Here is a 25,982-nt window from a genome sequence, read left to right as displayed (position 1 = left end):
CGCATCCTTACCGGAGCGAGGCCTTTATGTTGCTCTTTTATTTCTTATCATCTAAATCATGACGGCTTGGTCGTTCGTCATTATTTCGACGACGTTGACTTGTTAAGTCATTGTTGCTGATATCGTCTTTATTGTCTTCATAGAAAGTTTCTTCGTCTTTTTCGACAAATTCATTTCCTTTTTTATCATAACCACGTTCCTCAGTATAAATACGTTCTTCTTTAGGATTGTGATCATTTTCTTGATGCTGGTTATTTTCATGTTCGTCATGTTTTTTGCCGCCTAAAACACCACTTTCGCGTCTTTCTCTTTCTTTACGATTGTGTGCAGCATGTTCTGCTTCTGAATAATGTTCAGGGTCTTCTAAGTTTGGATCTACTTTACCTTTTTTATGCAATTCATCTAAATCGTCATCTTTGCTTGTTGTAGCATCAAAGTAACCGTGTTTTCTATCGTATTCTTGATTTTCTCTATGCTTCTTCTGACTTCTTCTTACAAATAACATAATACCTGCAATGAAGAATAAGATTGAAGCGATGAAGTTAGATAAGAAAACGCCAATTACTGCAGCAATAATGAGTAAAACACCAGCTAGAATACGGCTTTTCTTACTTAAAACGATACCTACTGCTGCGATGATTGCAACTACAATTAATGCTACTGCTTCAAAGATCATTGAGTGTTGCAAGTATGAGGCTGACATACTTGAATCGCCTTGTTTTAATAATATTTTAGATAATGTGCCTTTACCCATGGCTAAGCCAATGAGAAATAATAAGGTATATAGTAGGGTTAAACCTACACCAATCCAACCTATCACTCTCTCTAATTTTCTGTTCATGGATTTACCCTCCTGATTAGGCAAGATCGAGGCTGCATTCTGATTTGTTGTTCGCTAACCTCAGCCGTTATTTTAAGGCCATTTGAACTGGTCTTATAATCGTACATACCCTGTCAAATAAGGTTTATGCATGTATAGTTTCATATTACAACTAATTATTATATAAATTACATTTGAATTCATTCCTTTGTCGAAAATAAAAAAATAACGGTTAAATCTACATATTAATATAGACCTAACCGTTACTTATTTATTTATCTTCTTTTGTGTCATCCACTGGTGTTTCAGTATTATCTGCTGCTTTATCTTCTGGCTTTTCTGATTCAGGATGCTCAGGTTTTTGCTGACTGAATGAACGACGCTCTTCAAAATTCATACGACGTTGATTGACTGCACTCGGGCGTTGCTTACGGAGTTCTTTCGCGCGTTTTTTACGTTCTTTCTTCTCGCGTTTACGTGCTGCTTTCTCTTCAGGTGTTTCACCTTTACGCGGTTCATTAACACGATTTTGGACTTCTTCTTCCGCTTCATTATTGCCTTCTATTTCATCAATACGTGCTTGTTCGCGTTCGTAAGCGTCCATCTCTTGTTCTTCTTTTACTTCGTCTGCAGATTTTTGTTTATATTTAGCTTGTCGTGACAAGAATTGTGGTTCGTCTTCATAATCAGCTTGCGGATTCTGTTCATCTTGATAGCGATTACCCGCTTCAGCACCTCGTTCTTTTTCAGGACGGTATACGCGTGTATCGTCCTCTTCTTCTGCAAGTTCTCTATCACGTTTTTCATATGCAGGTTCATGACGGGGACGGCGATTTCTCTTGTCTTCATAATCATCCTCGTAACGCCCTCTGCCTCTATCATGTTCAGGACGATTGTAATAATCGTCTCGTCCATAATCGTAATCACGGTCATAAGGACCATAACCACCTGGATAATAAGGCACTGATTCAATGCGATCTTTACGGGCAAACATCATGATTGCTACGATAAAGAAAAGAATAGGTATAATGACAGTCGCAAGCAATAACACAAGCGGTAAAGTAATAATTGATGCAATTAAAAACAAAATCCCAGAAAGCACTCGAATATTCATCGAAATAAGTGCTAAGAATGAAATTAATAAACAAACAATTAAATACACTATCACTGCCCATATTCCATTTTGCAGCCAAATGACAAATTGAGTAGTATTCAACCCGTTATTCGTCAATACTTGTTGCGCAAATTCATTATTGGTCAATGTTTGTTCTAACTTTTGAATGGATGTATCATTGCTGAATGACACCAGCGCAATAAACATTGTAGCTACTGTAAGCAGCAACAAGCCAATCCAGTTCAGCCACCCCAGTACTTTTTCGGCCACTCTGCTCACTGGCCGTTTAATTTGTGTGTATTGTGGTTCTCCAGACATCACTAACACTCCCTATTACATTTTACTTATCTATTTTTTATTGTAACGTCATTTTAAAATTCAAAAAATGTTCGTTATAATCACTTAGAATATCTTTACCCAAATCTTTATATACTTCAAGCCTATTTTGAGTATCTTTTGTCGGATAAAATCGATGGTCGTTGCGAATTTCAGCCGGCAACATTTGTGCAGCTGCTTTATTTGGTGTCGCATAACCGACCCATTCTGTGTTTTGCTTACTATTTTTGGCATCTAGCAAGAAATTAATAAATTGGTAGGCGCCTTCTTTATTTTGAGCGGTTTTAGGAATTACCATATTATCAAACCATAAATTCGAGCCTTCTTTAGGCACGTCATAATTAAATTCAGGATGCTCTTGAACAATGGGTGCCGCAGCACCGCTCCATACGACTGCGATATTTGCTTCATGCTGTTCTAACATCATAGTGACCTCATCGCCTACTACCCCTTTAACTTGAGGTGCCAGACGACTAAGATCATTCTCTGCTTGTTGCAAATGTTTTGGATTCGTATCGTTCAAACTATAACCTAATTTATTTAAGCTCATCCCCATAATTTCTCGAGCACCATCCACTAATATAATATCATTTTTAAACTTAGGATTATATAAACTCTGCCAACTTGTGAAATCTTCTTTCGGATAAGCTGTTTTGTTATAAATAATCCCTACCGTTCCGAAAAAGTAAGGAATGGAATAACGATTGTGCGGGTCATAAGACATATTCATATAATCACTATCCAAATTTTTCATATTTGGCAACTTACGATGATTTAAAGGTAATAATAAATGATCTTTTTTCATCTTCTGAACCGTATACTCGCTTGGAAACGCCACATCATAATGTGTGCCGCCGTTACGGATTTTAGCTTCCATCGCTTCATTGGAATCAAAGGTTTCATATACGACTTTGATACCGGTTTCTTTTTCAAATTTCTTAATCAAATCAGGGTCGATATATTCTCCCCAGTTATAAACATATATCTTCTTCCCAGTCTTCTGATTATCTTCAGCACTATACCATTTGCTTAAACCTAAAAATAAGAGCCCGAGTACTAATGCGCCGATAATCAACTGCATCAATTTTTTCATCGCATCATGCCTCGTTTCACAGATTGTCTTTTTTTAGTAGTATGCTGAATCAGGTAATAACCTGCAATCCCGATAACGATGACTGCAAAAATTAACGTCGAAATCGCATTGATTTCCATACTGATACCTTTACGCGCCATAGCATAAACTTCTACAGATAAAACGCTGAATCCATTACCCGTCACAAAAAAGCTTACTGTAAAGTCATCTAATGAATAAGTAAGTGCCATGAAAAATCCTGCAAGGACGGCCGGCATTAAATTAGGCAGCATCACACGATTCAGTATCTGCCACTCACTTGCTCCTAAATCTCGAGCTGCATCAAACATATGCTGATTCATATCATACAGTTGCGGCAAAATAAGAATGACCACAATCGGTATACAAAACGCAATATGAGAAGTAAGCACTGTCCAAAATCCTAGTCCTAAACCTGTAAAATGCCCGAGTGCTGTAAACATAATCAGAAATGAAGCGCCGATAACCACGTCTGAAGAAACGAGCAATACATTGTTTAAAGTTAAAAAAGTTAAGCGCAATTTCTTTTGTCTCAAATGATATAAAGCAATCGCACCGAACGTGCCGACTACTGTCGATACAGCCGCTGCAAGTAGCGCTACAGCAATGGTATTAAAGAGAATCGACATTAATCGGTCATCTTGGAAAAGTGTCTGATAATGTTCTAAGGTAAAATGTTCAAAATGAATCATATTACCTGCTGAATTAAATGAGTAGACCATCAGAAAAATAATCGGAATATATAATCCGATAATTAATACAGCCAAATATAATTTACCATACCATTTCATGAGCGTCTGCCTCCTTCATTGCCTGACTTCGTAATGATTAACACTAAAGCCATAAAGACAATCAACGCAATAGCGATGGTCGAACCCATTCCATAGTTTTGGATAACTAAAAATTGTTCTTCGATTGAAGTACCAATGTTCATCACTTTATTGCCAGCGATTAAACGTGTAATCATAAAGAGCGATAAAGCAGGAATAAAGGTTACTTGTATCCCAGATAAGACTCCCTCTTTCGTCAACGGCAAAATGATTTTTCTGAAAGTTGTCCATTTGCCTGCTCCTAAGTCGCTAGAAGCTTGCAGCAAATTCTTCGGAATTGTTTTCATGCTATTGAAAATCGGCAGTATCATGAAAGGAATATAAATATAACTGGCTACAATAATAAAAGCGGGTGCTGTAAACAGCAAATCTGCTTTCGGAAGATGCAACCAACCTAGAATTTGATTGATAATTCCATCATGACTGAAAATCCCGATAAATGCATACGTCTTGAGGAGTAAATTAATCCACGTCGGGATGATTAAAATGAGAATCCATAAATTTTGATGAATAGAATAACTAATAAAGTACGCTGCAGGATAACTGATAACTAAAGTGACCAAAGTAATAATCGCCGCATACAAAATTGAATAAGCCATCATCTTAAAATAACGCAGCGAAAAGATTTGTTCATAATTCGTAAAACTGAAATGCCCATGAATATCTATGAAAGAAAAATAAATGAGTAAAATCACAGGAATAATAATAAATCCAATCATCCAAAGAATATAAGGTATAAACAGCCACTTATTTAATTTACTCATCCTCGGCTTCCTCATAACTTTCGATTCGTTTATCAAATTCTTCTTCAGTTTCTCCTGGTACCATGATATGAATAGCTTCCGGTTCAAAATATAAGCCTACAGTACTGCCAACTTCAGCTTTCTTAGTTGTTTGAATCATCCATTCATAGCCTTCTTGGTCCATACAGTTGATTTCATAATGCACACCTCTGAAAAGCAATGCATCTACCTTAGCTTGGAATAATCCTTCATTTGGCGGTGTTATTGTAATATCTTCTGGCCGTATCACTACTTCGATTCTTTGACCTGATGTAATACCCATATCTACACATGCTATGTCTTTATCATAAATATTCACTAAGTAATCTTCGACCATCGTTCCTTCAATAATATTAGATTCGCCAATAAAGTCGGCAACAAACCGGTTTACAGGTTCATCATAGATATCTAAAGGCGTTCCGAATTGTTGAATCTTTCCATCTTTCAATACCACAATATAATCACTTAAAGCTAAAGCTTCTTCTTGGTCATGCGTGACAAAAATAAACGTAATGCCTAATCGTGATTGTAAGGCACGTAATTCATATTGCATTTCTGTACGCAATTTTAAGTCTAATGCTGACAAGGATTCATCTAATAATAAGATTTCCGGCTCATTGACAATAGCGCGTGCAATGGCCACTCTTTGTTTCTGGCCGCCGCTCATTTCTTCAATACCACGGTGTTCATAGCCTTCCAACTTAACAAGTTTCAGAGCTTCTCTCACCTTTTCTTGAATCTCTGAATCTTTCTTTTTCTTCAGTTTCAAACCAAAAGCGACGTTATCATAGACGTTCAGGTGCGGAAAGAGCGCGTAATCTTGGAAGACGGTATTCACGGTACGTTTGTTTGCGGGTATCTTATTGATGGTCTTTCCTTGGTAAATAATGGAGCCTGCATCGGCTTGTTCGAAACCTGCAATTAATTTCAGGATGGTTGTTTTGCCGCAGCCGGACGGGCCTAGTAAAGTGTAAAAATGGCCGGGCTCGAAATCTAAATCGATATTATTTAAAACTTGTTGGCCGTCAAATTGTTTGCTGACTGATTTCAGTGATAGTAAAGGTGTCAACTTTGTCTTTTCCTCCTATAAATATGACGCAGTCGCAACAATCATTGCCTTTGCGTATCTTTGTGTAGTATTTGAGAGTTGGTGATTGCTTTCTGCTTTGAAATAAAGTGCATCTCCTTCTCTTGCTGTATAAACTTCCTCGCCTAAGTTCAAAGTCAACACGCCTTCGAGACAGTAAATGAATGTGTCTGACTCTGATGGTTTGAAGATTTTGTAGGCGGTTTGCGGACGCAGCGTAATGATCAGTGGCTCCATCTCAAATTCGTTGGATCGATTAATCGGCCAATTTAATATGTAACCTTCATCGTACTCGTCGTAAATAGCTTGCTCTGCTTTTGGATATAATATTTTTTCTTTGGGTTTTTCTTTGAAAAATAATTCTGGAGAGGTGCCGAGCACTTCTAATAAATGCAAAAAGGTTTCCATACTGGGAGAGGATTGCCCACTTTCAATTTGGGAAATATAACCTTTCGATAAATCGGTGCGTTCTGCCAATTCTTCTTGTGTTAAATTTTTTATTTTACGTAAGTTACGCAGTTTCTGACCAATATTCAAACTGTTCACCTATATCTTTCTATTTCAACTTAAATTTTTAAGTCTGAATGATTCGATTTGTTTAGTATTATCAAACTTTTTGTTTAGCTATACTATTATACTTTGCCGAAAGTTATTTTGTAAATAGTTGCTTGGTAACCTTTTCATTTTATTTTTGACGTAAAAAAGAAAGGGCTAGAACAAACTAATTGTCCCAGCCCCTGTCTGATATAAAAGGTTTTTTTAGATTATTGATGCTTTTTATTCTGCATTTGCACTGAAATATTTTTCCTCAGGATTATCTTTCACTAATTTCACTACTTTATAGCTGTTATAACCGCTGCTTTTTTCAAATTCAGCAAAGATATTTTTTTCGTCTGCCTTACCTGGTACTACTTTTTTGAAGTCGCTATAAGCGTTTTTAAGAGCAGAACCTTCTACTTTTCTTTCGTAGTAATCTTCAATTTTATTAAAGAAATTGATAACTGCAAGCATTTCATCTTGTGACCAATCAACATCTATCGGGTATTGGTATTCCATTCGTTTGTCCTCCTTCTATTATGTCGATTTCCATAGTATTATACCACGTCTTTTACTATTCCAAAGATGGAAAAACCGCCGAGCCATAGCTCGACGGTTTCTCATTATATGCTTAATCTAATGTTGGGTTTTATTACATAGTGTGGATTGGTAATCCGATTGCTTTTTCAGCAGCTTCCATGCTCATTTCACCTAAAGTTGGGTGCGCATGTACTGTTAATGCGATATCTTCAGCATTCATACCAGATTCGATTGCTAAACCTAATTCAGAGATAAGATCAGACGCACCAGTACCTACAACTTGTGCACCGATTAAAGTACCATCTTCTTTAAGTGTTAACAATTTAACAAATCCATTAGTATCATCTAATGATAAAGCACGACCGTTAGCAGCGTAAGGGAATTTAGAAGCTTTATAATCCAAGCCTTCTTCTTTAGCTTGTGCTTCGTTGTAACCTACTGTTGCTAATTCTGGTTCAGTGAAGCATACAGCTGGCATACCGATATAGTCTACTGCAGATTTTTCACCTGAAATTGCTTCAGCAGCAACTTTACCTTCATAACTTGCTTTATGAGCAAGTGGTAAACCAGGAACGATATCACCGATTGCAAAGATATTTTTAACTGATGTACGGCTTTGATCGTCAACTTCTAATAATCCGCGGTCTGCAAATTTGATGCCGACTTCTTCAAGACCCATTTCATCAGTGTTCGGACGACGTCCAACAGTAACTAATACATAATCAGCTTCGATTGATTTTTCTTCACCTTTAGCTTCATAAGTTACTTTAACGCCATCTGCAGTTTCTTCAGCAGATTTAGCCATTGCTTCAGTAACAATTTCAATACCTTTTTCTTTCATTTTTTTCTTAACTGGTTGAGTCATTTGTTTTTCGAAGCCGCCTAAGATATCTTTAGCACCTTCTAAAATTGTAACTTCTGTACCGAAGTTCGCAAATGCTGTGCCCAATTCAGAACCAATGTAACCGCCGCCTACTACGACTAATTTTTTAGGAGCTTCTTGTAAGTTTAAAGCACCTGTTGAGTCGATAACGCGTTCGCCGAATTTGAAATTAGGAATTTCAATTGGTCTAGAACCTGTAGCAATGATTGCATTTTTGAAGTTGTAAGTTTGTGCACTTTTTTCATCCATAACGCGTAAGCTGTTGCTGTCGTGGAAGTAAGCTTCACCTTTAACAATTTCAACTTTGTTTCCTTTTAATAATCCTTCAACACCGCCTGTTAATTTGTTAACGACAGATTTTTTGAAGTCTTGTACTTTGTCATATTTAAGCTCAACATCTTTAGCGATAATACCTAAGTTATCTGAATGCTGTGCTTCTTGGAATACGTGTGAAACGTGCAATAATGCTTTAGATGGGATACATCCTACGTTAAGACATACACCGCCTAATTCGCCTTTCTCAACGATGGTAACTTTTTGTCCTAATTGTGCTGCGCGGATTGCTGCAACATAACCCCCTGGACCTGCTCCGATTACAATAGTATCTGTTTCAATTGGAAAATCACCAACTACCATGTTTTACCCCTCCATTAATAATAATTCTGGATTATTTAATAAACGTTTGATGTGATTCATTGCGTTTTGACCAGTAGCTCCGTCAATTTGTCTATGGTCAAAGCTTAATGATAATGCTAATACAGGTGCTGCTACAATTTCCCCATCCTTAACAATAGGTTTTTGAGCAATACGGCCGATTCCTAAAATAGCTACTTCTGGGTAGTTAATTACAGGAGTGAACCATTGACCGCCTGCAGAACCGATGTTACTGATTGTGCATGAAGCACCTTTCATTTCGTCTGAAGTCAATTTACCATCACGTGCTTTAACAGCAAGTTCATTGATTTCATCTGAAATTTCGAACATTGATTTGCGGTCAGCGTGTTTAACAACTGGTACTAATAGACCACGTTCTGTATCAGCAGCAATACCAATATTCCAGTAGTGTTTGTTTACTACTTCACCGTTTTCTTCGTCAAATTCAGAGTTTAATGCTGGGTATTTTTTAAGTGCTGAAACTAAAGCTTTAACAACATAAGGTAAGAATGTTAATTTAGTACCTTGTTCCGCAGCAATTTCTTTGAATTTTTTACGGTGATCCCATAAAGCTTGTACTTCTACTTCGTCCATTAATGTTACATGAGGCGCAGTATGTTTAGAGTTTACCATAGCTTTTGCAATTGCTTTACGCATTGCAGGGATTTTTTCGCGTGTTTCTGGGAATTCGCCTTCAGCTGATACAGGTGCTGATTGTGCTGATGAAGTATCTGCAGATGCAGCTTCGCTTGATGTAGCGCTTTCATCAACGCTTGAGCTAGTATCTCCGCTTAAGTATGCTTCTACGTCTGCTTTTGTAATACGTCCGTTTTTACCAGTACCTTTAACAGCTTTGATATTAACGTCGTTATCACGTGCAAATTTACGAACAGAAGGCATTGCTTTCACAACGCGGTTTTCGTCAATTTCTTCGTCTTGTGTTGGTGTTTGCGGTGCATCGCCAGAAGCTGTTTCAGTTCCTTCTTCTGAAACTGTTGCTGCTTGTTGTTTAGTTTCTTGTTGTTCTGATGCTTCTTCTTTGCTGTCATCGTGGCTGTGTCCGCCTTTGAATGACATTTCTTCAGCATCTGGTGCATCAATTTTAACAATTGTATCACCCACAACTGCTACTGTACCTTCGTCAACTACTACTTCTTCAATAGTACCTGAAACCGGAGAAGGAATTTCTACAACTGATTTATCATTTTGAACCTCAGCTAAGATATCATCTTCTTCAATTTCGTCTCCAGCTTTAACAAACCACTTTACAATTTCACCTTCGTGGATACCTTCACCAATATCGGGTAATTTAAATTCAAATGCCACGTTCTTGTCCTCCTAAAAGTCAATTTAAGTCTTATAAACTAGTACAAAGAACAAAATTTGAAACAAAGTGTCATTTATTCAAGCTATAACCCTTGAGTCGACAGTCATACTGAAATCAAATCAATATATTGTTCTAGTTTATATTCTGACATAAAACTTGATTCCGTTTCAACGAAATCTATCTTCAATTTATCATTTTACTTCTCGGACAAACCATTTGCCCTTGCACTACTTAATAGCTGCAAGGACAGAAATGTTTTGTCAAACCTTCAGATAGCTGTTCTCAGTTGTCATCTACCCGAAAGCTATTGTTAATATGCCGATTCACTTTCTAATTGAATACAATTAGAAGTTTAAAGTTGCGTTAGCTTGTTCGATGATATCGTTTTTGTTTGGTAACCAAACGTTTTCAGCTTCTGTAAATGGATAAACAGTATCAGCTGCTGCAACACGAGCAATCGGAGCTTCTAACGAAAGAATAGCACGTTCAGCTAATTCAGCTGCAACTTGAGCACCAACACCTGCTTGGCGTTGCGCTTCTTGTACTACTACAGCACGACCTGTTTTTTCAACAGAAGCCACTAAAGTTTCATAATCAACTGGTTGAACTGTACGCAAGTCGATAACTTCTACAGAAACACCGTCTTTTTCAAGTTCTTCAACTGCTTTTAATGATTCTTGAACCATTGCGCCATAAGCGATAACAGTAAGGTCTGTACCTTCTTTTTTCACTTTTGCTTTTCCAAGTTCAATTTCATATTCTTCTTCCGGAACTTCTTCACGGAATGAACGATACAATTTCATGTGTTCTAAATATACAACTGGGTCATTGCTCTTAATTGCAGAGATCAATAAACCTTTTGCATCGTATGGGTTAGAAGGAATAACTACAGTCAATCCTGGAGATTGAGCTAAAACACCTTCTAAGTTATCAGCATGAAGTTCTGGTGTATGCACACCGCCGCCAAATGGAGTACGAATTGTTACAGGTGCTGATTTAGTGTTACCTGAACGGAAACGTGTACGTGCAATTTGTCCAGCTACAGAGTCGAATACTTCAAATACGAAACCTAAGAATTGGATTTCCATTACTGGGCGGAAACCTTCAGCAGATAAACCTAATGCTAAACCGCCGATTCCTGACTCAGCTAATGGTGTATCGAATACACGATCTTCACCGAATTCTTTTTGTAAACCTTCCGTTACACGGAATACGCCACCGTTAACACCAACGTCTTCACCAAAAACTAACACATTTTCATCATTTTGCAGTTCAGTTTTAAGTGCGTTGTTAATTGCTTGTACCATTGTCATTTGTGCCATGGTTTACTTCGACTCCTTCTCTTTGTAATTTTCATATTGTTCTGCCAAGTTAGATGGCATTTCTTCATACATGATATCCATTAAGTCAGTCACTGTTTGTTTTTCAACTTTATCAGCTTCTTTGATTGCTTTCTTAATGTCATCTTTAGCTTGATCCATAACTGCTGTTTCTTTCTCTTCAGACCATAACCCTTTGTCTTCTAAGAATTTTCTGAAACGCACTAATGGGTCTTTTTTCTCCCATTCTGAATCTTCATCAGAAGTTCTGTAACGAGTTGGATCGTCACCAGCCATTGTATGCGGACCATAACGATAAGTCATTGTTTCGATTAAAGTTGGTCCTTCGCCATTTACTGCACGATCACGTGCTTCTTTAGTTGCTTGATAAACTGCTAATGGGTCCATACCATCTACTTGGATGCCAGGGATACCTACTGCAATTGCTTTTTGAGCTAATGTATGAGCAGCAGTTTGTTTGCTTCTTGGTGTTGAGATCGCATAGTTGTTATTTTGAATTACAAAGATTGCAGGTACTTTATATGCAGAAGCGAAGTTGATACCTTCGTAGAAATCACCTTGTGATGACCCACCATCACCAGTATAAGTAATTGCTACTGCTTTTTTACCGCGTTTTTTAATACCAAGTGCTACGCCAGCAGTTTGTACGTACTGTGCACCGATAATAATTTGAGGACTGAATGCGTTTACACCTTCAGGCATTTGATTACCTTTGAAATGTCCTCTGGAGAATAAGAATGCTTCTGTTAATGGTAAACCGTGCCAAATCAATTGAGGTACATCACGGTAACCTGGAAGAATCCAGTCTCCTTTTTCAAGAGCATATTGAGAAGCAAGTTGTGAAGCTTCTTGACCAGCTGTAGGTGCATAGAAACCTAAGCGTCCTTGTCTGTTTAATGAAACAGAACGTTGGTCTAACACACGAGTCCAAACCATTCTTTCCATTAATTCAACTAATTGTTCATCAGATAAGTCTGGTAATAAGTCTTCGTTAACTACGTTCCCGTCTTGGTCCAATACTTGAACCATCTTAAATTGTGCTTCAGTATCTTTCAATACTTTTTCAGCGTCGAATTGGGCTTGTAACTTCGGAGCCATTCAATTCACCATACCTTTCCCGTATAATTAAAATTCATTTCATCCAATAAGTATTATAACATATATTCTCTACACTGTTAAATAATATTAAAAAGTTCTGTATCACTGATGTAAAGTACAGTTTAGAGGGCTGTACTAGTAAGAAATATGAAACTGTACTAGTGTTGTTTATTTAATCTGTTCAGCCGCTTCCATTTGTTTGCCACGTTCATTACGTGTTTTACTGTAGTCTTTGATTTTCTTATTCACATCTTTATAAGAATCATCAATGGCTTTCGTTTTTTCATCAATTTTAGATTGTTCTGCTTTGTCATTAGTACTCACAATATATTGGAACAAATCTTTTTCTTTATCCAAACTATTTGTATAAGCTTTGGCATAGTCATCATGTGCTTTGTAATTTTTTTCCATTGCTTTATTCGTTTTTTCTATGCCACTTTTACGTTTGTCATTCCGAATTTTGCTAGTACGTTTTTTTGCTTCATCAAATTTCTTTTCAGATGCGTCGAAAGCGTTTTCTTCTTTTTTGAATTCTTTCTTACGTTGATCGACATTATCTATGATTTTCTTAGAAGTATCGACGACTTTATTTGTATCTTTCCCGTTAATCTTCTTAGCTAAATCATTTTTCTCATTAGTAAGTTTGTTTAGTTTTTCTCCGACTTTAACTGCTGCATTTTCTTTGTTGACGGCTTCTTTAAGCGTCTTGTTGTATTCTTTAATCTCGTGCGTATCTGTTGAACAAGCACCTAATACGAGTGAAGATGCGACTACTAAACCGAGCGTCTTATTAAATTTCATTTATCGATTAGCCTGCTACTAAAAACATATTCAAATGTTATTAGAGGATTTCTCTTTTCAATGAGGTTGATTTCGATTGAAATCAGGTCTATGAACCTCTCCCAGAGCGTTACTTCCGATGTAGCCCACCGTAGTTTAAAACTTTATCTATACATTTAAATTGTGTGATAACCTTTTAGCAGTTTTCCTTTCTTTATTTTATTACACTATCACGGTGTAATCTGTTGCTTGTTTCAAATTAATACTGGCATTGATATCTCTGTCTTTAATCATTCCGCAATGATTACAATGATACGTTCTTTGATTCAAAGGCATAGGTTGTATGTGACCGCAATCAGAACATATTTGACTGGATGGATAAAATCTATCGACTTGGCGTAATTCAATACCATAATCTCGACATTTAATTTTCAACCATTCAACCATGTAACCGAGTCCGATTTGTTGAAAACTGTTGGCCAATCTTTTATTTCTCATCATGCCTTTGATGTTTAAATTTTCAACGGTAATAAATTGCGGATTGGTGCGGAGAATAGAGAGTATGCCTTTGCGTTTAATATCTTTTTTAATATTTTTGATACGTTTATATAATCTTTGTACTTTCAACAACTGTTTATACCAATTATGAGAACCTTTTTTCTTTCTGGATAATTTTCGCTGCTGTCGTTTCAAAGATTTATCAAGTTTGATAATGGTTTGATTCGTTTTGAAGCTTCTGATTTTTACACCGGAGGGTGTGAACACAGCCTCTTTCAATCCTAAATCAATACCGATTCCCTCTGTCTGTTCCGGTTTAGAGAGGAGGGGACATTCACAATCAATCAGTACAGATACATAGTAACGATCGAATTCTCTGATGACTGTTGCCGACTTTATATTATTTGTTGGAATGTAACCTCTTTCTTTTAATTTAATCCATCCCAACTTCGGCAATTGGATGCGATGTCGTTGTATATGGATTGTACCAATCAAATAATAGCTTCCAATACCGGATTTCTTCTTAAACTTCGGACAACCTTGCTTATTTTTGAAAAATGTCTGATAAGCACGATGTGCATTCATAATGGATTGTTTGACAGCTTTGCTGGCACTTTGTTTAATCCAATGTTTATTAGGATTATTGGGAAGATATACATTGTTCATCCATTTGCTGAAAGCAAAACCGTTCATATATGATTGTCCGGTTTTATGGAAATTTTGGTTAGTCTCGATAAATTTGTTGTATACCCAACGACATGTACCGATGGTTTGGTTGATGGTCTGACGTTGTTCAAAAGAAGGATTGATTTCGGTTTTATATGCTCTCAGCATATCCTGCCACCCCCTTTTTTAAATGGACCAAAACCATAGATACAACCGCTAAAAGCAAGGATAGTTGCGGTGATGTGTTAAAATTTCCAATTGATTTTGTAATGTAATAGGTTGCAATGGGTTCGTAACCCAACTATGTACTGTATATTTAGGATTAAATGGGGTGGAAATAGCATTCCCTAATTTTCCAATTATTTCTTTAGTCTTATTCATCATTATCACCTCAATTCAATTATAACTATATTCAGAGATATTTACTGCCTTTTAATTACATTTTTAGTAACTGTACTGTGCCTCCTTGGGTATTTCAATAATGATGTTAATTAATTTCCGCTCATTTCGCAAATACTTTTCTGTTCTATCTCAATATTTTTTGTTATATTTTATAATAAGGACGGTGTATGACATGATTACTATGAAAGATATTATAAGAGACGGACACCCTACACTTCGTGAAAAAGCAAAAGAAGTTGAGTTTCCTTTATCAGAAGAAGAACGTAATAAAATTCAAGAAATGCATGAGTTTTTAGTTAATAGCCAAGATGATGAAATTGCGAAAAAATACGGTTTACGTTCAGGCGTGGGTATTGCTGCGCCGCAATTAAACATTTCTAAGCGTATGCTTGCTGTCCATCTTCCTGATGACGGCAACGGCAAGTCTTATGAATTAATGCTGATCAACCCTAAAATTGTCAGCTATAGCGTTCAAGAGGCTTATCTACCTACTGGTGAAGGCTGCTTGAGTGTGGATGAAGATATTCCAGGACTTGTACATCGTCATAACCGCGTAACTGTAAAAGCAAAAGATATTGACGGTAACGATATCAATTTACGCCTTAAAGGTTATATTGCGATAGTGGTTCAACATGAAATCGATCATTTAGATGGTATTATGTTCTATGACCATATTGATAAAGAAAATCCATTACAACCCCATGAAGATGCAATCCGTCTGTTTTAAAAATAATTTTTAAAAAGAATACTGATGAAGGGACGTGTCGTCCCTTCTTGGCGAAGCTATTCAGATAGCTATTGCCAGTTCAGATAGAGGAACTGGGACATTTTTACGTCCCGGCTCCTCTTTTTTAAAAGAAGTACTCTGTCAGATTATCGATATAAAAGTAAAACCGCTTTATTTATTGATATACATCATGTAAAATAAAAGGTAACTGAAAATGAGTAAAAACAGTGCGAGTCTATACTCAATTATACTGAGTCTCATTTCAAAATAGAACGTCTTTAAAATAATAATCCTGGCAAACATACTAGGCAGTTAAGCTGGTATGTTGTATTTATTTATAAGAATAAGCAAGCAAATCTTATTAAGATGAATTGGACAACAAATAACAACTAGGATTGTAATTAATAATATATAAGAACAGAAAACATAGGAGGAAGAAATAAATTATGGCAATTTACAAAGTATTTTTTCAAGATGACAAATCAGAAGTAATCGTACGTGAAAACACACACACTATTTACGTTGAAGGTAATTCTGAAGAAGAAGTAAGAAAGTATTTGAAAAACAGAAATTATAATATTGAGTTTATAACTAAATTAGAGGGCGCACATTTAGAATATGAACAACAATCTGATCACTTTAAAGTGGAGCATATTCAATAATGAAACAATTAAAAAATAATGAGGTCGGCGTATACGCGCTTGGCGGACTTGGTGAAGTCGGCAAGAATACGTATGCAGTCGAATATAAAGATGAGATTGTCTTGATTGATGCAGGGATTAAATTTCCTGATGACAATTTATTGGGGATTGACTATGTCATCCCTGATTATTCTTATCTTGTACAAAACAAAGATAAGATTATCGGACTTTTCATCACACATGGACATGAAGACCATATCGGCGGTGTGCCCTTCTTACTTAAAGAACTTAATATACCGATTTATGGTGGCCCTTTAGCACTTGGATTAATCCGCAATAAACTTGAAGAGCACCATTTGCTTAGAACTGCTGAGTTGCATGAAATTAATGAAGACACAGAAATTGATTCGAAATATTTCAATATCTCATTTTATCTGACTACTCACAGTATTCCGGAAGCTTACGGTGTCATAGTTGATACACCAGAAGGTAAAATCGTGCATACAGGTGACTTCAAATTTGATTTTACCCCAGTAGGAACTCCTGCGAATATTGCTAAAATGGCAAAAATTGGAGAAGAAGGTGTGCTTTGTCTTCTTTCTGATTCTACTAATGCTTTAGTGCCTAACTTTACTTTGAGCGAACGTGAAGTAGGACAAAACGTTGACAAAATTTTCCGTAAATGTACAGGCAGAATTATTTTTGCTACATTTGCTTCTAATATTTACCGTGTGCAACAGGCAGTTGAAGCTGCAATCAAATATAATCGCAAAATTGTAGTTTTCGGCCGTTCAATGGAAAATAATATTAAAATCGGTATGGAATTAGGCTATATCAAAGCACCACCAGAAACTTTTATTGAACCAAGCAAGATCAATTCTGTGCCAAAACACGAATTGTTGATTTTATGTACAGGTTCTCAAGGTGAACCGATGGCTGCCCTTTCAAGAATTGCGAATGGAACACACAAACAAATTAAAATTATTCCTGAAGATACAGTGGTATTCAGTTCATCACCTATTCCTGGTAACACTAAAAGTATTAACCGTACAATTAATGCGTTATATCGTGCAGGTGCGGATGTTATTCATAGTAAAATTTCTAATATCCACACTTCCGGACACGGATCTCAAGGTGATCAACAATTAATGTTACGCTTGATTCAACCTAAATTCTTTATGCCGATTCATGGTGAATACCGTATGTTAAAAGCACACTCGCAAACAGGTATTCAATGCGGCGTCGACGAAGATAATGTGTTTATCTTTGATAACGGCGATGTATTGGCATTGACGAGAGATTCTGCACGTAAAGCAGGACGTATCCCTTCTGGTGATGTTTTAGTTGATGGAAGCGGTATCGGCGATATTGGTAATGTCGTCATTCGTGACCGTAAACTCTTATCTGAAGAAGGTTTAGTAATCGTAGTAGTAAGTATTGATTTCAACACTAATACATTACTTTCTGGTCCTGATATTATTTCTCGCGGATTCGTTTATATGCGTGAATCAGGTCATTTAATTTACGATGCGCAGCGTAGAATTAAAACTGATGTCATCAGTAAATTAAATCAAAATAAAGATATTCAATGGCATCAAATCAAATCATCGATTATTGAAACATTACAACCTTATCTTTATGAGAAAACAGCACGTAAACCGATGATTTTACCTGTTATTATGAAAGTAAATGAAGATGGCGAACAAATAACTAAGCCATCTAAATCTAAATCAAATTCAAGACCTAAGAAAAATAATTCTAAAGTTAAATCATCTAATAAAAATAATGATTCCAAAAATAACCAAGGTGGGCGTCCAGCAAAACGTAATACTAATGGACGAAAGCCTCAGTCTAAAAATAATAAACCACAAGCTAAAAATGAATCAGGTTCTAAGCAAGAACCATCATCTCAAGCAAAATCAAAAAATAAATCTGATTCTAATAAAGAATAGTATTGATTGGGAGCGAGATAGCTGTTCCTAGTTCAGAAAAGGGATTTGAAACAAAATTATGTTTCAAATCCCTTTTCGTTTTATTTTTTAGAGATAAAGTCTAAAAACTCGTCTCCCCACTCACAAATTGCATATACAACTTTATCTAAGGACTGACCGATTTCCGTCAATCTATATTCTACTTTTGGTGGTACTACTGGATAGACGACTCTTTCAATAATTTGATCATTCTCTAACTCTCTTAATTGTCTAATTAACATACGTTGATTCACGTCTGGTAATCTTTTCTCAAATTCGCTTAACCTTAAAACTTTCGATTCTAGTAAATGAAAGATAATCGGAATCTTCCACTTTCCTCCTATTACTGAAAGTGCTAAATCTTTAGAGGTAAAAAATTCTTTATTGTCATACTCTATTAACATTGGGAATGCTCCTTGTATTTTTTGATATGCATATAATCTTTAATGTTTATGTTTTAAACTTAGATGTAAATTGAAGGTTATTATCAACTGTTTATTAATAGGATAACACTGCTATTATTGTCAGTATTGTCAGGTTTTATATGCTATGTAATACTTGATATACATTAGATATGAAAGGATGAATTATTTTGGAACTACAATTAGCAATTGATTTATTAAATAAAGAAGAAGCGGCAGAATTAGCTAATAAAGTAAAAGATTATGTTGATATCGTAGAAATCGGTACTCCTATCATATATAACGAAGGCTTGCCATCAGTGCAATACATGGACGAGCATATTGACGGTGTTAAAGTGCTTGCAGATATGAAAATTATGGACGCTGCAGATTACGAAGTCAGCCAAGCAGTTAAATTCGGCGCTGACGTTGTGACTATCTTAGGTGTGGCTGAAGACGCATCAATCAAAGCTGCCATCGAAGAAGCACACAAAAATGATAAACAATTATTAGTCGACATGATTGCAGTGCAAGATATTGAAAAACGTGCGAAAGAATTGGATGAAATGGGTGCTGACTACATTGCAGTACACATCGGTTATGACTTGCAAGCAGAAGGCAAATCTCCATTAGAAGACTTGCACAAAGTTAAATCTGTTATCAAAAATTCTAAAGTTGCAGTTGCTGGCGGAATCAAACCGGATACTATCAAAGATATCGTAGCTGAAGGTCCGGATTTAGTTATCGTTGGTGGCGGTATTGCAAACGCTGACGATCCTGTAGAAGCTGCGAAAGCTTGCCGCGACGCAGTTAAGGGTGAATAATCTATGGCCAAACTACAATATCCATTGATTTTGGATGAGTTGAAAACGACTTTATCCAACGTCAAAGATGAAGATGTTGAAAACTTTGAACAGGCTGTGAAAGATGCTAAGCATATTTTCGTAGCCGGCAAAGGTCGCTCAGGCTTTGTCGCAGACAGCTTTACGATGCGTTTGAATCAGCTTGAACAACCTGCTTTCATCATCGGCGGCATTACGACGCCTTCGATTCATGAAGGCGACTTGTTTATCGTCATTTCAGGTTCAGGCAGTACAGAACATTTACGTCTGCTTGCTGAAAAAGCCAAAGGTGAAGGCGCTAAAGTAGCCTTGATTACCACTCAACCTGATTCTAAAATCGGCGAACTTGCCGATACGGTTATCGAATTGCCAGCTGGTACGAAATATGATGCTGAAGGTTCAGAACAGCCGCTCGGCAGTTTGTTTGAACAATCTGCACAACTTTTCTTAGATGCCGTTGTGCTGGACTTCATGCAGGATTTCAATATTGATGAAACGGCAATGCAGAAAAATCATGCGAATTTAGAATAAAATGATATTAATTAATGAGTTGAAGGTCAGGACATGAAAAATGTTCTGGCCTTTTTTCTATGGTGAGCCTGAAACTGTAAAGGCTCCAAATCGCCGCCTAGACAGTTTGGGGGCTATGTGTAGAGGCTCAGCATCGTCGCCTAGACAGTTTCGACCCTATGTGTATAAGCTCTCCACCGCTGCCTAGACAGTTTCGTAAAAAACATTCCGCACACTCTCCCTCGCCTCTCCCCTCAAGAACTACTCTTCTCATCACACCTTCTCTCTAAAGCTTTCTTTTCCCAAAAAATCCCAAGAAAAAAGGACCGGAACATCTAAATTGTTCCAATCCTTGCTTTCTATTCTCATCAACTTTGCCGCACAACGGCGCGATGAAATATATTAGCGGACTACTTTTTTCTCGAAGCGGTTCAGGTCGTTATCATGACCGATCATGATGAGGATATCGCCTAATTCGATATTCATGTTAGGGTCTGGCGAGATGATGACATCTTTGTCGCGTTTGATAGCGATAATATTGATGCCGTAATGTGCACGGATGTCTAGGTCTACGATTGTTTGGCCTGCAATTCGTTCGTTTGCTTTGGCTTCGACGATAGAGTATTCGTCGGCGAGTTCTAAGTAGTCGAGTACGCTGGCGCTGGCGATGTTATGTGCGATACGACGACCCATGTCGCGTTCAGGGTGTACCACTAAGTCGGCACCGATTTTGTTCAAGATTTTAGCATGATAATCATTTTGTGCTTTGGCGATAACTTTTTTAACACCCAGTTCTTTAAGGATTAAAGTGGTTAATGTACTTGTTTGAATGTTTTCACCAATAGCTACGATGACTTGATCGAAGTTTCTGATCCCTAAACTTTTCATCACTGCTTCATCTGTAGTATCTGCAACTACTGCATGTGTCGCTATTTCACTGTATTCATTAACGCGTGCTTCGCTCATATCGATTGCCATGACGTCCATGCCTAGCGCATTGAGTTCTCTGACAATACTTCCGCCGAAGCGTCCTAATCCAATCACTACAAATTCTTTTTCCATAGTAACCTCCGAAAAATAAAAATGGGACCAGGCAATGTTGAACTATAGTTTGGCTGAAACCAAGTCTATAGATTGCCTCGCCCCATCTGATTTTAAATATTAATAATGACCTTCTTCACTTTTACCTTCAACGTAATCTTTGTTGAAGATGAATAATCTCATTAATAATATTAACGATGGTATCAATAAAAGTAAACCACAAACTGCTGCAACTGTGAGTGCTAACGCCATTGGGTCATCTGTTTTATTGACGTTACCATTGATAAACGGATAAAGAATATATGGCCATTTACTGATGCCGTATCCGCCGATTGCTGTAGCCATTTGAAGAATGACTAAAATAAATGCTGTGCCTGGAGATTTCTTCATAATTGTGAGTACCCAAGCTGCAAGTAAGCAGATGATACTGATTAAGAATAACCACCAGTATTGTGTAACAGCTGTATCAAAATGTTCTTTGTTTTGCGTACGCAAGGTAATAAATGCGAATAATGATACAAGGGCCATTGGCGGTCCCCAGAAAATGAACCACTTTCTAAGTAATGCATATGCTTTCATCGATCTGGCTTTTCTAGCATAGTATGTTAGGAAACCTGATGAAATATACATCACTGAAACAAGAGCTAAGAAGACGATGGCCCAAGCAAATGGACTAAAGAATAAGTCAGCCCAGTTCAAGTCTACATGGCCGCCATGTTTCGTAATATAGCCGCCTTCAGAAATTACCAGTCCCATACTAAGAGATGGCGGAATTAATAAACCGCACACACTATAAATCAATAGCCAAGAGAACTTGGAATCTACACCGTAGTTTTGGAAAGCATAGAAACTGCCGCGCATTGTCAATAACAGTAATCCGATAGACCCTGGAACGAGTAACACTGTTCCATAGTAATAGGCAAAGTCAGGGAAGAATCCTACGATACCTACTGTAAAGAATACTAAGAACACGTTAGTAACTTCCCAAATTGGATTTAAATAACGTGCAATGACCGGAGTCAGTGTTTTTTCTGTTCCTCTTAATCGAGATTGCAAGATGAAAACACCAGCACCAAAGTCAATTGAAGCAATGACGATGTAAAAGAATAAGAACAAGTACAGTACGATCATTCCTAATGCTGTGAAACTCATGATGCTTCACCTCGGTTTCCTTCTAATTTCTCAATATCTTTATATGGCGGTTTGTTTCTGAACATACGAATCAGTACATAAGCTGATGTGAACAGAATAATAAAGTAAACTAATCCGAATGCAATCGTAACGCCAGTCAAGCCGCCTGCATTAGTTGCTGCATCTGAAACTTTCATGTAACCTCTGATAATCCATGGTTGACGGCCCATTTCTGTAAGGAACCAACCAAATTCAATTGATAACATTGCAGCCGGTCCTGTAATCAAGGTTGCGTACAGCAACACTTTGTTCACAGAGAATTTACGCCATTTTTTAACGATTCTTGTGAGTGTATAAACACCTGATACGACTAAGCAGAAGATACCGCCTGTGACCATTAAGTCGAAGAAGTAATGGACAATCATAGGTGGTTGCGTATCTTTAGGGAATTCATTCAATCCTTCTACTTTAGTGTTGATATTGTTGTCAGATAAGAAGCTGAGCATACCAGGAATTTTAATAGCACCGGTTACTTTCTGATCTTTTTCGTTCAAGACACCGAACACTTGTAAATCTGCACGTTTTTGAGTATCGAAATGCCATTCGTATGCTGCTAATTTTTCAGGTTGCTCTTTATGCAAGAATTTCGCTGACATATCCCCTGCTAAGATAGAACCTACTGTAAAAATCAAACCGACAATCATTGTCAATTTTAATGCACTTCTATGATAGTCTCTATCTTGCGGAATTTTATCTCGCAATAATTTAAATGCTGCAATCGCTGCTAATAAGAATGCCATTGTCATGACAGCTGTCATAATAACGTGGAACTGTCTTACACCGAATGAAGCGTTGAACATTGCTGCAACTGGGTCCACGTGAATCATACGTCCATCTTTCATTTGGAATCCTGCTGGCGTATTCATGAAGGAGTTCACTGAAGTAATGAAGAACGCTGACAACATACCGCCGATAACAACAGGTAAACCAATAATCATGTGTGTCCATTTATTTTTAAATCTATTCCAAGTATAGAAATAAATACTTAAGAAAATCGCTTCAAAGAAGAATGCGAATACTTCCATGAATAATGGCAAGGCAATGACGTGTCCTGCTGTTTTCATAAATGTCGGCCATAATAATGATAATTGCAGCTCGATAATTGTACCGGTTACAACGCCGACTGCAACTGTAATTGCATAGCCTTTCGCCCATCTTTTAGCTAATGTTATATAGCGAGCGCTGTTCTTTTTGATGCCGATAAATTCAGCAATTACGAACATTAGCGGCATCCCCACGCCGATGGTAGCGAAAACTATGTGGACAGCTAAAGTCATAGCAGTTAAAAATCTGCTTAATTCTACCGCTTCCATGATATCACCCTAATCTTTTTATATTTGATACTGTATAATGCCCGCAAGTTTCTAAGAAGTTGAGGTGTATATTTGATGTTGATCTTGAAGCGGATTCTTAATTTCAACTTCACACATGTGGTATATCTCGCAGCATTCTATCTCGTTACGCATGATGCACCAAGCTTGATTTTATTTTTCACTTTTAATAAGGTTAAATCATCAATTTATTAAAAAAGGAAGATTTAACAATGACTCAAGTAACAATTTATACACAAAATGATTGCCCGCCGTGCCAATTTGTGAAAAATTATTTAGATGAGCATAACGTTGCTTATACTGAAAAAAATATTGCAAACTCGGAATATCGTAATGAAATGATTGATTATGATGCCTTTTCAACACCTTTTATCTTAATCGATCAAGAACCTATGTATCAGGTTGATTTAGATAAAATAAATCAATTACTTCATATCGATTATGCCTAAACTGTAATAGAATGCACTGTATTCTTATATTTACCATGAAGTGTATGAGTTTAAACAATTATAATTTGCTCAGTACATTGACACAGTACTAACTATGTTACGCTTCCTAAGGCTTCTTTACAATTATTCTAATCAGTTTTCACATTATATAGTTTTTTCATCCTAATATTTTGTCACAAATTTGTAAAAGATAAAGTTACGTACGCACAATTAAATATTGTTTGAACAGTTGTTAGAGGTGAGACAAATTGATGTCCCGTTCCTCTATTCATTAAATTTCTGCACACAAATAACCGTGCAAGCATGAACTCGAAAATTCATGCTTGCACGGTTTATTTTTTAAGATAACCCTTAAGCGTTTTGAGTGTATTCTTTAACTAATGCTACAACTTCATCTTGAGTCGCACATTGAATAGCTTTTTCGCCTAATTCTTTCATATCACTTTCATTGAGCTTTCTGATTAAACGACGTGTTTTCAAAATAGATGTTGCACTCATAGAGAACTCATCTAAACCGAAACCTAACAACAATGGAACTGCTGTTTGATCGCCGGCCATTTCACCGCACATACCTGTCCATTTACCTTCTGCATGAGAAGCTTCGATTACTTGTTTAACCAAACGTAAAATTGCTGGATTGTATGGTTGGTATAAATAAGAGACACGTTCTGACATACGGTCAGCAGCCATTGTGTATTGAATTAAGTCGTTTGTTCCGATACTGAAGAAATCAACTTCTTTCGCAAATACATCAGCAAGTGCAGCTGTTGAAGGAATCTCTACCATAATTCCTAATTCAATGTCATCTGCCACTTCGTAGCCTTCATTTTTAAGATTTGCACGTTCTTCTTCAAGTAAGGCTTTCGCGTCACGGAACTCTTGAAGTGTTGCAACCATCGGAAACATAATGTTCAATTTACCGAAGACTGACGCACGTAACAACGCACGTAGTTGTGGTCGGAAAATTTCAGGTTGCGCTAGGCAAAGACGAATCGCACGGTAACCTAAGAATGGGTTCATTTCTTCAGGCAAGTCAAGATAAGGCAACTCTTTGTCGCCGCCGATATCTAAAGTACGCACTACTACACGTTTGCCTTCCATGGATTCTAATACTGTTTTATACGCTTCGAACTGTTCTTCTTCAGTCGGCATTTGATCTCTGCCCATGTATAAGAATTCAGTTCTGTATAAACCAATACCTTCTGCGCCATTTTCAATCACACCTGGTAAGTCATTAGGTGTTCCGATATTCGCTGCCAGTTCGACATGATGGCCATCAGCAGTTACTGATTCTGCATCACGCAATTTTTGCAATTCTTTCTTATCTTTAAAGAAATTATCGCATTTTTCTTGATATTCTGCAATTACCTCATCGCTTGGATTGATAAGTACGTCACCAGTCATACCATCAACGATAATAGTGTCTCCCGCTTCAACTTCCTCAGTAATAGATTTTGTACCTACAACTGCCGGAATTTCTAACGAGCGGCTCATAATAGCTGAGTGAGATGTTCTGCCTCCGATGTTTGTTACAAACCCTTGCACATATTGTTTGTTCAATTGTGCTGTATCAGAAGGAGTCAAGTCATTCCCTATAATGACTACGCTTTCATCAATGATACTTGGATTAGGTAAATCAACACCTAAGATGTGCGCTAATACACGTTTAGAAACATCGCGGATATCAGCTGCACGTTCAGCCATATATTCGTTATCCATTGATTCAAATATTGTGATAAATTGGTTTGAAATATCTGTTAAAGCTTGTGCAGCATTAACATTTTCATTCTTAATTTTATCTTCAATCGGTTGGATAAGTTCAGGATCATCTAACACTAATAAATGTGCCTCGAAAATCGCTGCTTTATCTGCGCCCAATTGTTTTTCGGCATTTTCTTTAATTTTAGTTAATTCAACTTTAGATTTATTAAGTGCGCCATTGAATTTAGCAACTTCTGCATCCGTATCCGTCACCGGTTCATTATCGAATGATAAGTCGGGCTCAACTAATAAATAGGCTTTTGCAATTGCAACACCGTCAGATGCTGCAATGCCTTTGATGTGTTTAGCCATA

Annotated in this window: 25 protein-coding genes; 6 read left to right on the top strand and 19 right to left on the bottom strand. The window is 37.0% G+C overall.

Going from position 1 to position 25,982, the window contains the following annotated elements; genetic code table 11:
* Positions 1–37: 37 nt before the first annotated feature.
* The 14 genes from CNQ82_RS05375 to CNQ82_RS05310 form a co-directional block, all read right to left on the bottom strand.
* Positions 38–841: a DUF4064 domain-containing protein gene (locus tag CNQ82_RS05375; RefSeq protein WP_123144413.1), complete on the bottom strand. Its 804-nt coding sequence runs from the start codon at positions 839–841 to the stop codon at positions 38–40.
* Between the two features lie 250 nt (positions 842–1,091).
* Positions 1,092–2,252 (bottom strand): lipoteichoic acid stability factor AuxB, encoded by a 1,161-nt coding sequence (gene auxB, locus CNQ82_RS05370; protein ID WP_123144412.1) that lies wholly within the window; start codon positions 2,250–2,252, stop codon positions 1,092–1,094.
* A gap of 37 nt (positions 2,253–2,289) precedes the next feature.
* On the bottom strand, positions 2,290–3,363 hold the full coding sequence (locus CNQ82_RS05365; RefSeq protein WP_123144411.1) for an ABC transporter substrate-binding protein: 1,074 nt from the start codon (positions 3,361–3,363) through the stop codon (positions 2,290–2,292).
* The gene (locus tag CNQ82_RS05360) at positions 3,360–4,172 is read right to left on the bottom strand and encodes an ABC transporter permease (RefSeq protein WP_123144410.1); all 813 of its coding nucleotides are present in this window, start codon (positions 4,170–4,172) and stop codon (positions 3,360–3,362) included. The genes CNQ82_RS05365 and CNQ82_RS05360 overlap by 4 nt, the downstream gene beginning before the upstream one ends.
* Entirely contained in the window at positions 4,169–4,975 is an 807-nt protein-coding gene (locus CNQ82_RS05355) for an ABC transporter permease (protein WP_123144409.1), read from the bottom strand. The genes CNQ82_RS05360 and CNQ82_RS05355 overlap by 4 nt, the downstream gene beginning before the upstream one ends.
* Positions 4,968–6,062 carry an ABC transporter ATP-binding protein gene (locus CNQ82_RS05350; RefSeq protein ID WP_123144408.1) on the bottom strand — a complete coding sequence of 365 codons (1,095 nt, stop codon included), beginning with the start codon at positions 6,060–6,062 and terminating at the stop codon, positions 4,968–4,970. The genes CNQ82_RS05355 and CNQ82_RS05350 overlap by 8 nt, the downstream gene beginning before the upstream one ends.
* A 15-nt stretch (positions 6,063–6,077) precedes the next feature.
* On the bottom strand, positions 6,078–6,617 hold the full coding sequence (locus CNQ82_RS05345; protein WP_123144407.1) for a helix-turn-helix domain-containing protein: 540 nt from the start codon (positions 6,615–6,617) through the stop codon (positions 6,078–6,080).
* A gap of 240 nt (positions 6,618–6,857) precedes the next feature.
* Positions 6,858–7,136, bottom strand: a complete 279-nt coding sequence (locus CNQ82_RS05340; protein WP_123144406.1) for a UPF0223 family protein — start codon at positions 7,134–7,136, stop codon at positions 6,858–6,860.
* Between the two features lie 133 nt (positions 7,137–7,269).
* Positions 7,270–8,676: a dihydrolipoyl dehydrogenase gene (gene lpdA / locus CNQ82_RS05335; RefSeq protein WP_123144405.1), complete on the bottom strand. Its 1,407-nt coding sequence runs from the start codon at positions 8,674–8,676 to the stop codon at positions 7,270–7,272.
* A gap of 3 nt (positions 8,677–8,679) precedes the next feature.
* Complete coding sequence (locus CNQ82_RS05330; protein WP_123144404.1) at positions 8,680–10,020, bottom strand: dihydrolipoamide acetyltransferase family protein; 1,341 nt, start codon at positions 10,018–10,020, stop codon at positions 8,680–8,682.
* Positions 10,021–10,365: 345 nt separating this feature from the next.
* Positions 10,366–11,343, bottom strand: coding sequence for an alpha-ketoacid dehydrogenase subunit beta (locus tag CNQ82_RS05325; RefSeq protein WP_123144403.1), 978 nt, complete (start codon positions 11,341–11,343; stop codon positions 10,366–10,368).
* A 3-nt stretch (positions 11,344–11,346) separates the two neighbouring features.
* The gene (pdhA, locus tag CNQ82_RS05320; protein WP_123144402.1) at positions 11,347–12,459 is read right to left on the bottom strand and encodes a pyruvate dehydrogenase (acetyl-transferring) E1 component subunit alpha; all 1,113 of its coding nucleotides are present in this window, start codon (positions 12,457–12,459) and stop codon (positions 11,347–11,349) included.
* Positions 12,460–12,627: 168 nt separating this feature from the next.
* The gene (locus tag CNQ82_RS05315; protein ID WP_123144401.1) at positions 12,628–13,260 is read right to left on the bottom strand and encodes a YkyA family protein; all 633 of its coding nucleotides are present in this window, start codon (positions 13,258–13,260) and stop codon (positions 12,628–12,630) included.
* Positions 13,261–13,461: 201 nt separating this feature from the next.
* The gene (locus CNQ82_RS05310; RefSeq protein ID WP_123144400.1) at positions 13,462–14,571 is read right to left on the bottom strand and encodes an RNA-guided endonuclease InsQ/TnpB family protein; all 1,110 of its coding nucleotides are present in this window, start codon (positions 14,569–14,571) and stop codon (positions 13,462–13,464) included.
* Positions 14,572–14,977: 406 nt separating this feature from the next.
* On the opposite strand from CNQ82_RS05310, the gene def reads away from it, so the two are divergent.
* From def to rnjA, 3 genes are all read left to right on the top strand, one after another.
* A complete protein-coding gene (gene def, locus CNQ82_RS05305; RefSeq protein ID WP_095105990.1) occupies positions 14,978–15,532 on the top strand; it encodes a peptide deformylase in 555 nt (184 codons plus the stop codon).
* 446 nt (positions 15,533–15,978) lie between these two features.
* Positions 15,979–16,194: a DNA-dependent RNA polymerase subunit epsilon gene (locus CNQ82_RS05300; protein ID WP_095105993.1), complete on the top strand. Its 216-nt coding sequence runs from the start codon at positions 15,979–15,981 to the stop codon at positions 16,192–16,194.
* Complete coding sequence (rnjA, locus tag CNQ82_RS05295; RefSeq protein WP_123144399.1) at positions 16,194–18,125, top strand: ribonuclease J1; 1,932 nt, start codon at positions 16,194–16,196, stop codon at positions 18,123–18,125. Before CNQ82_RS05300 ends, rnjA begins: the two co-directional genes overlap by 1 nt.
* A gap of 80 nt (positions 18,126–18,205) precedes the next feature.
* On the opposite strand, the gene CNQ82_RS05290 is transcribed toward rnjA, so the two are convergent.
* On the bottom strand, positions 18,206–18,547 hold the full coding sequence (locus CNQ82_RS05290) for a winged helix-turn-helix transcriptional regulator (RefSeq protein WP_095105995.1): 342 nt from the start codon (positions 18,545–18,547) through the stop codon (positions 18,206–18,208).
* A 188-nt stretch (positions 18,548–18,735) separates the two neighbouring features.
* On the opposite strand from CNQ82_RS05290, the gene hxlA reads away from it, so the two are divergent.
* Together hxlA and hxlB are read left to right on the top strand one after the other, a co-directional pair.
* The gene (gene hxlA, locus CNQ82_RS05285; RefSeq protein WP_012664254.1) at positions 18,736–19,368 is read left to right on the top strand and encodes a 3-hexulose-6-phosphate synthase; all 633 of its coding nucleotides are present in this window, start codon (positions 18,736–18,738) and stop codon (positions 19,366–19,368) included.
* Positions 19,369–19,371: 3 nt separating this feature from the next.
* Positions 19,372–19,917, top strand: coding sequence for a 6-phospho-3-hexuloisomerase (gene hxlB / locus CNQ82_RS05280; protein WP_123144398.1), 546 nt, complete (start codon positions 19,372–19,374; stop codon positions 19,915–19,917).
* A 381-nt stretch (positions 19,918–20,298) separates the two neighbouring features.
* Here hxlB and CNQ82_RS05275 read toward each other — a convergent pair whose 3' ends face one another.
* The 3 genes from CNQ82_RS05275 to CNQ82_RS05265 form a co-directional block, all read right to left on the bottom strand.
* Complete coding sequence (locus tag CNQ82_RS05275) at positions 20,299–20,958, bottom strand: potassium channel family protein (RefSeq protein WP_123144397.1); 660 nt, start codon at positions 20,956–20,958, stop codon at positions 20,299–20,301.
* Positions 20,959–21,057: 99 nt separating this feature from the next.
* Positions 21,058–22,089: a cytochrome d ubiquinol oxidase subunit II gene (locus CNQ82_RS05270; protein ID WP_123144396.1), complete on the bottom strand. Its 1,032-nt coding sequence runs from the start codon at positions 22,087–22,089 to the stop codon at positions 21,058–21,060.
* Complete coding sequence (locus tag CNQ82_RS05265; protein WP_123144395.1) at positions 22,086–23,441, bottom strand: cytochrome ubiquinol oxidase subunit I; 1,356 nt, start codon at positions 23,439–23,441, stop codon at positions 22,086–22,088. The genes CNQ82_RS05270 and CNQ82_RS05265 overlap by 4 nt, the downstream gene beginning before the upstream one ends.
* Before the next feature lie 230 nt (positions 23,442–23,671).
* Between CNQ82_RS05265 and CNQ82_RS05260 the strand changes: the two genes are divergently transcribed.
* Entirely contained in the window at positions 23,672–23,908 is a 237-nt protein-coding gene (locus CNQ82_RS05260) for a glutaredoxin family protein (protein WP_123144394.1), read from the top strand.
* 351 nt (positions 23,909–24,259) lie between these two features.
* Here the strand turns inward: CNQ82_RS05260 and ptsP are convergent, their stop codons facing one another.
* Positions 24,260–25,981, bottom strand: coding sequence for a phosphoenolpyruvate--protein phosphotransferase (gene ptsP, locus CNQ82_RS05255; protein WP_123144393.1), 1,722 nt, complete (start codon positions 25,979–25,981; stop codon positions 24,260–24,262).
* Between the last annotated feature and the right edge of the window lies 1 nt (position 25,982).

This window comes from Staphylococcus debuckii, assembly GCF_003718735.1.
Lineage (GTDB): Bacteria > Bacillota > Bacilli > Staphylococcales > Staphylococcaceae > Staphylococcus > Staphylococcus debuckii.
Note: the sequence above shows the minus strand (reverse complement) of the source record. Positions and strands in the feature narration are given on the sequence as shown.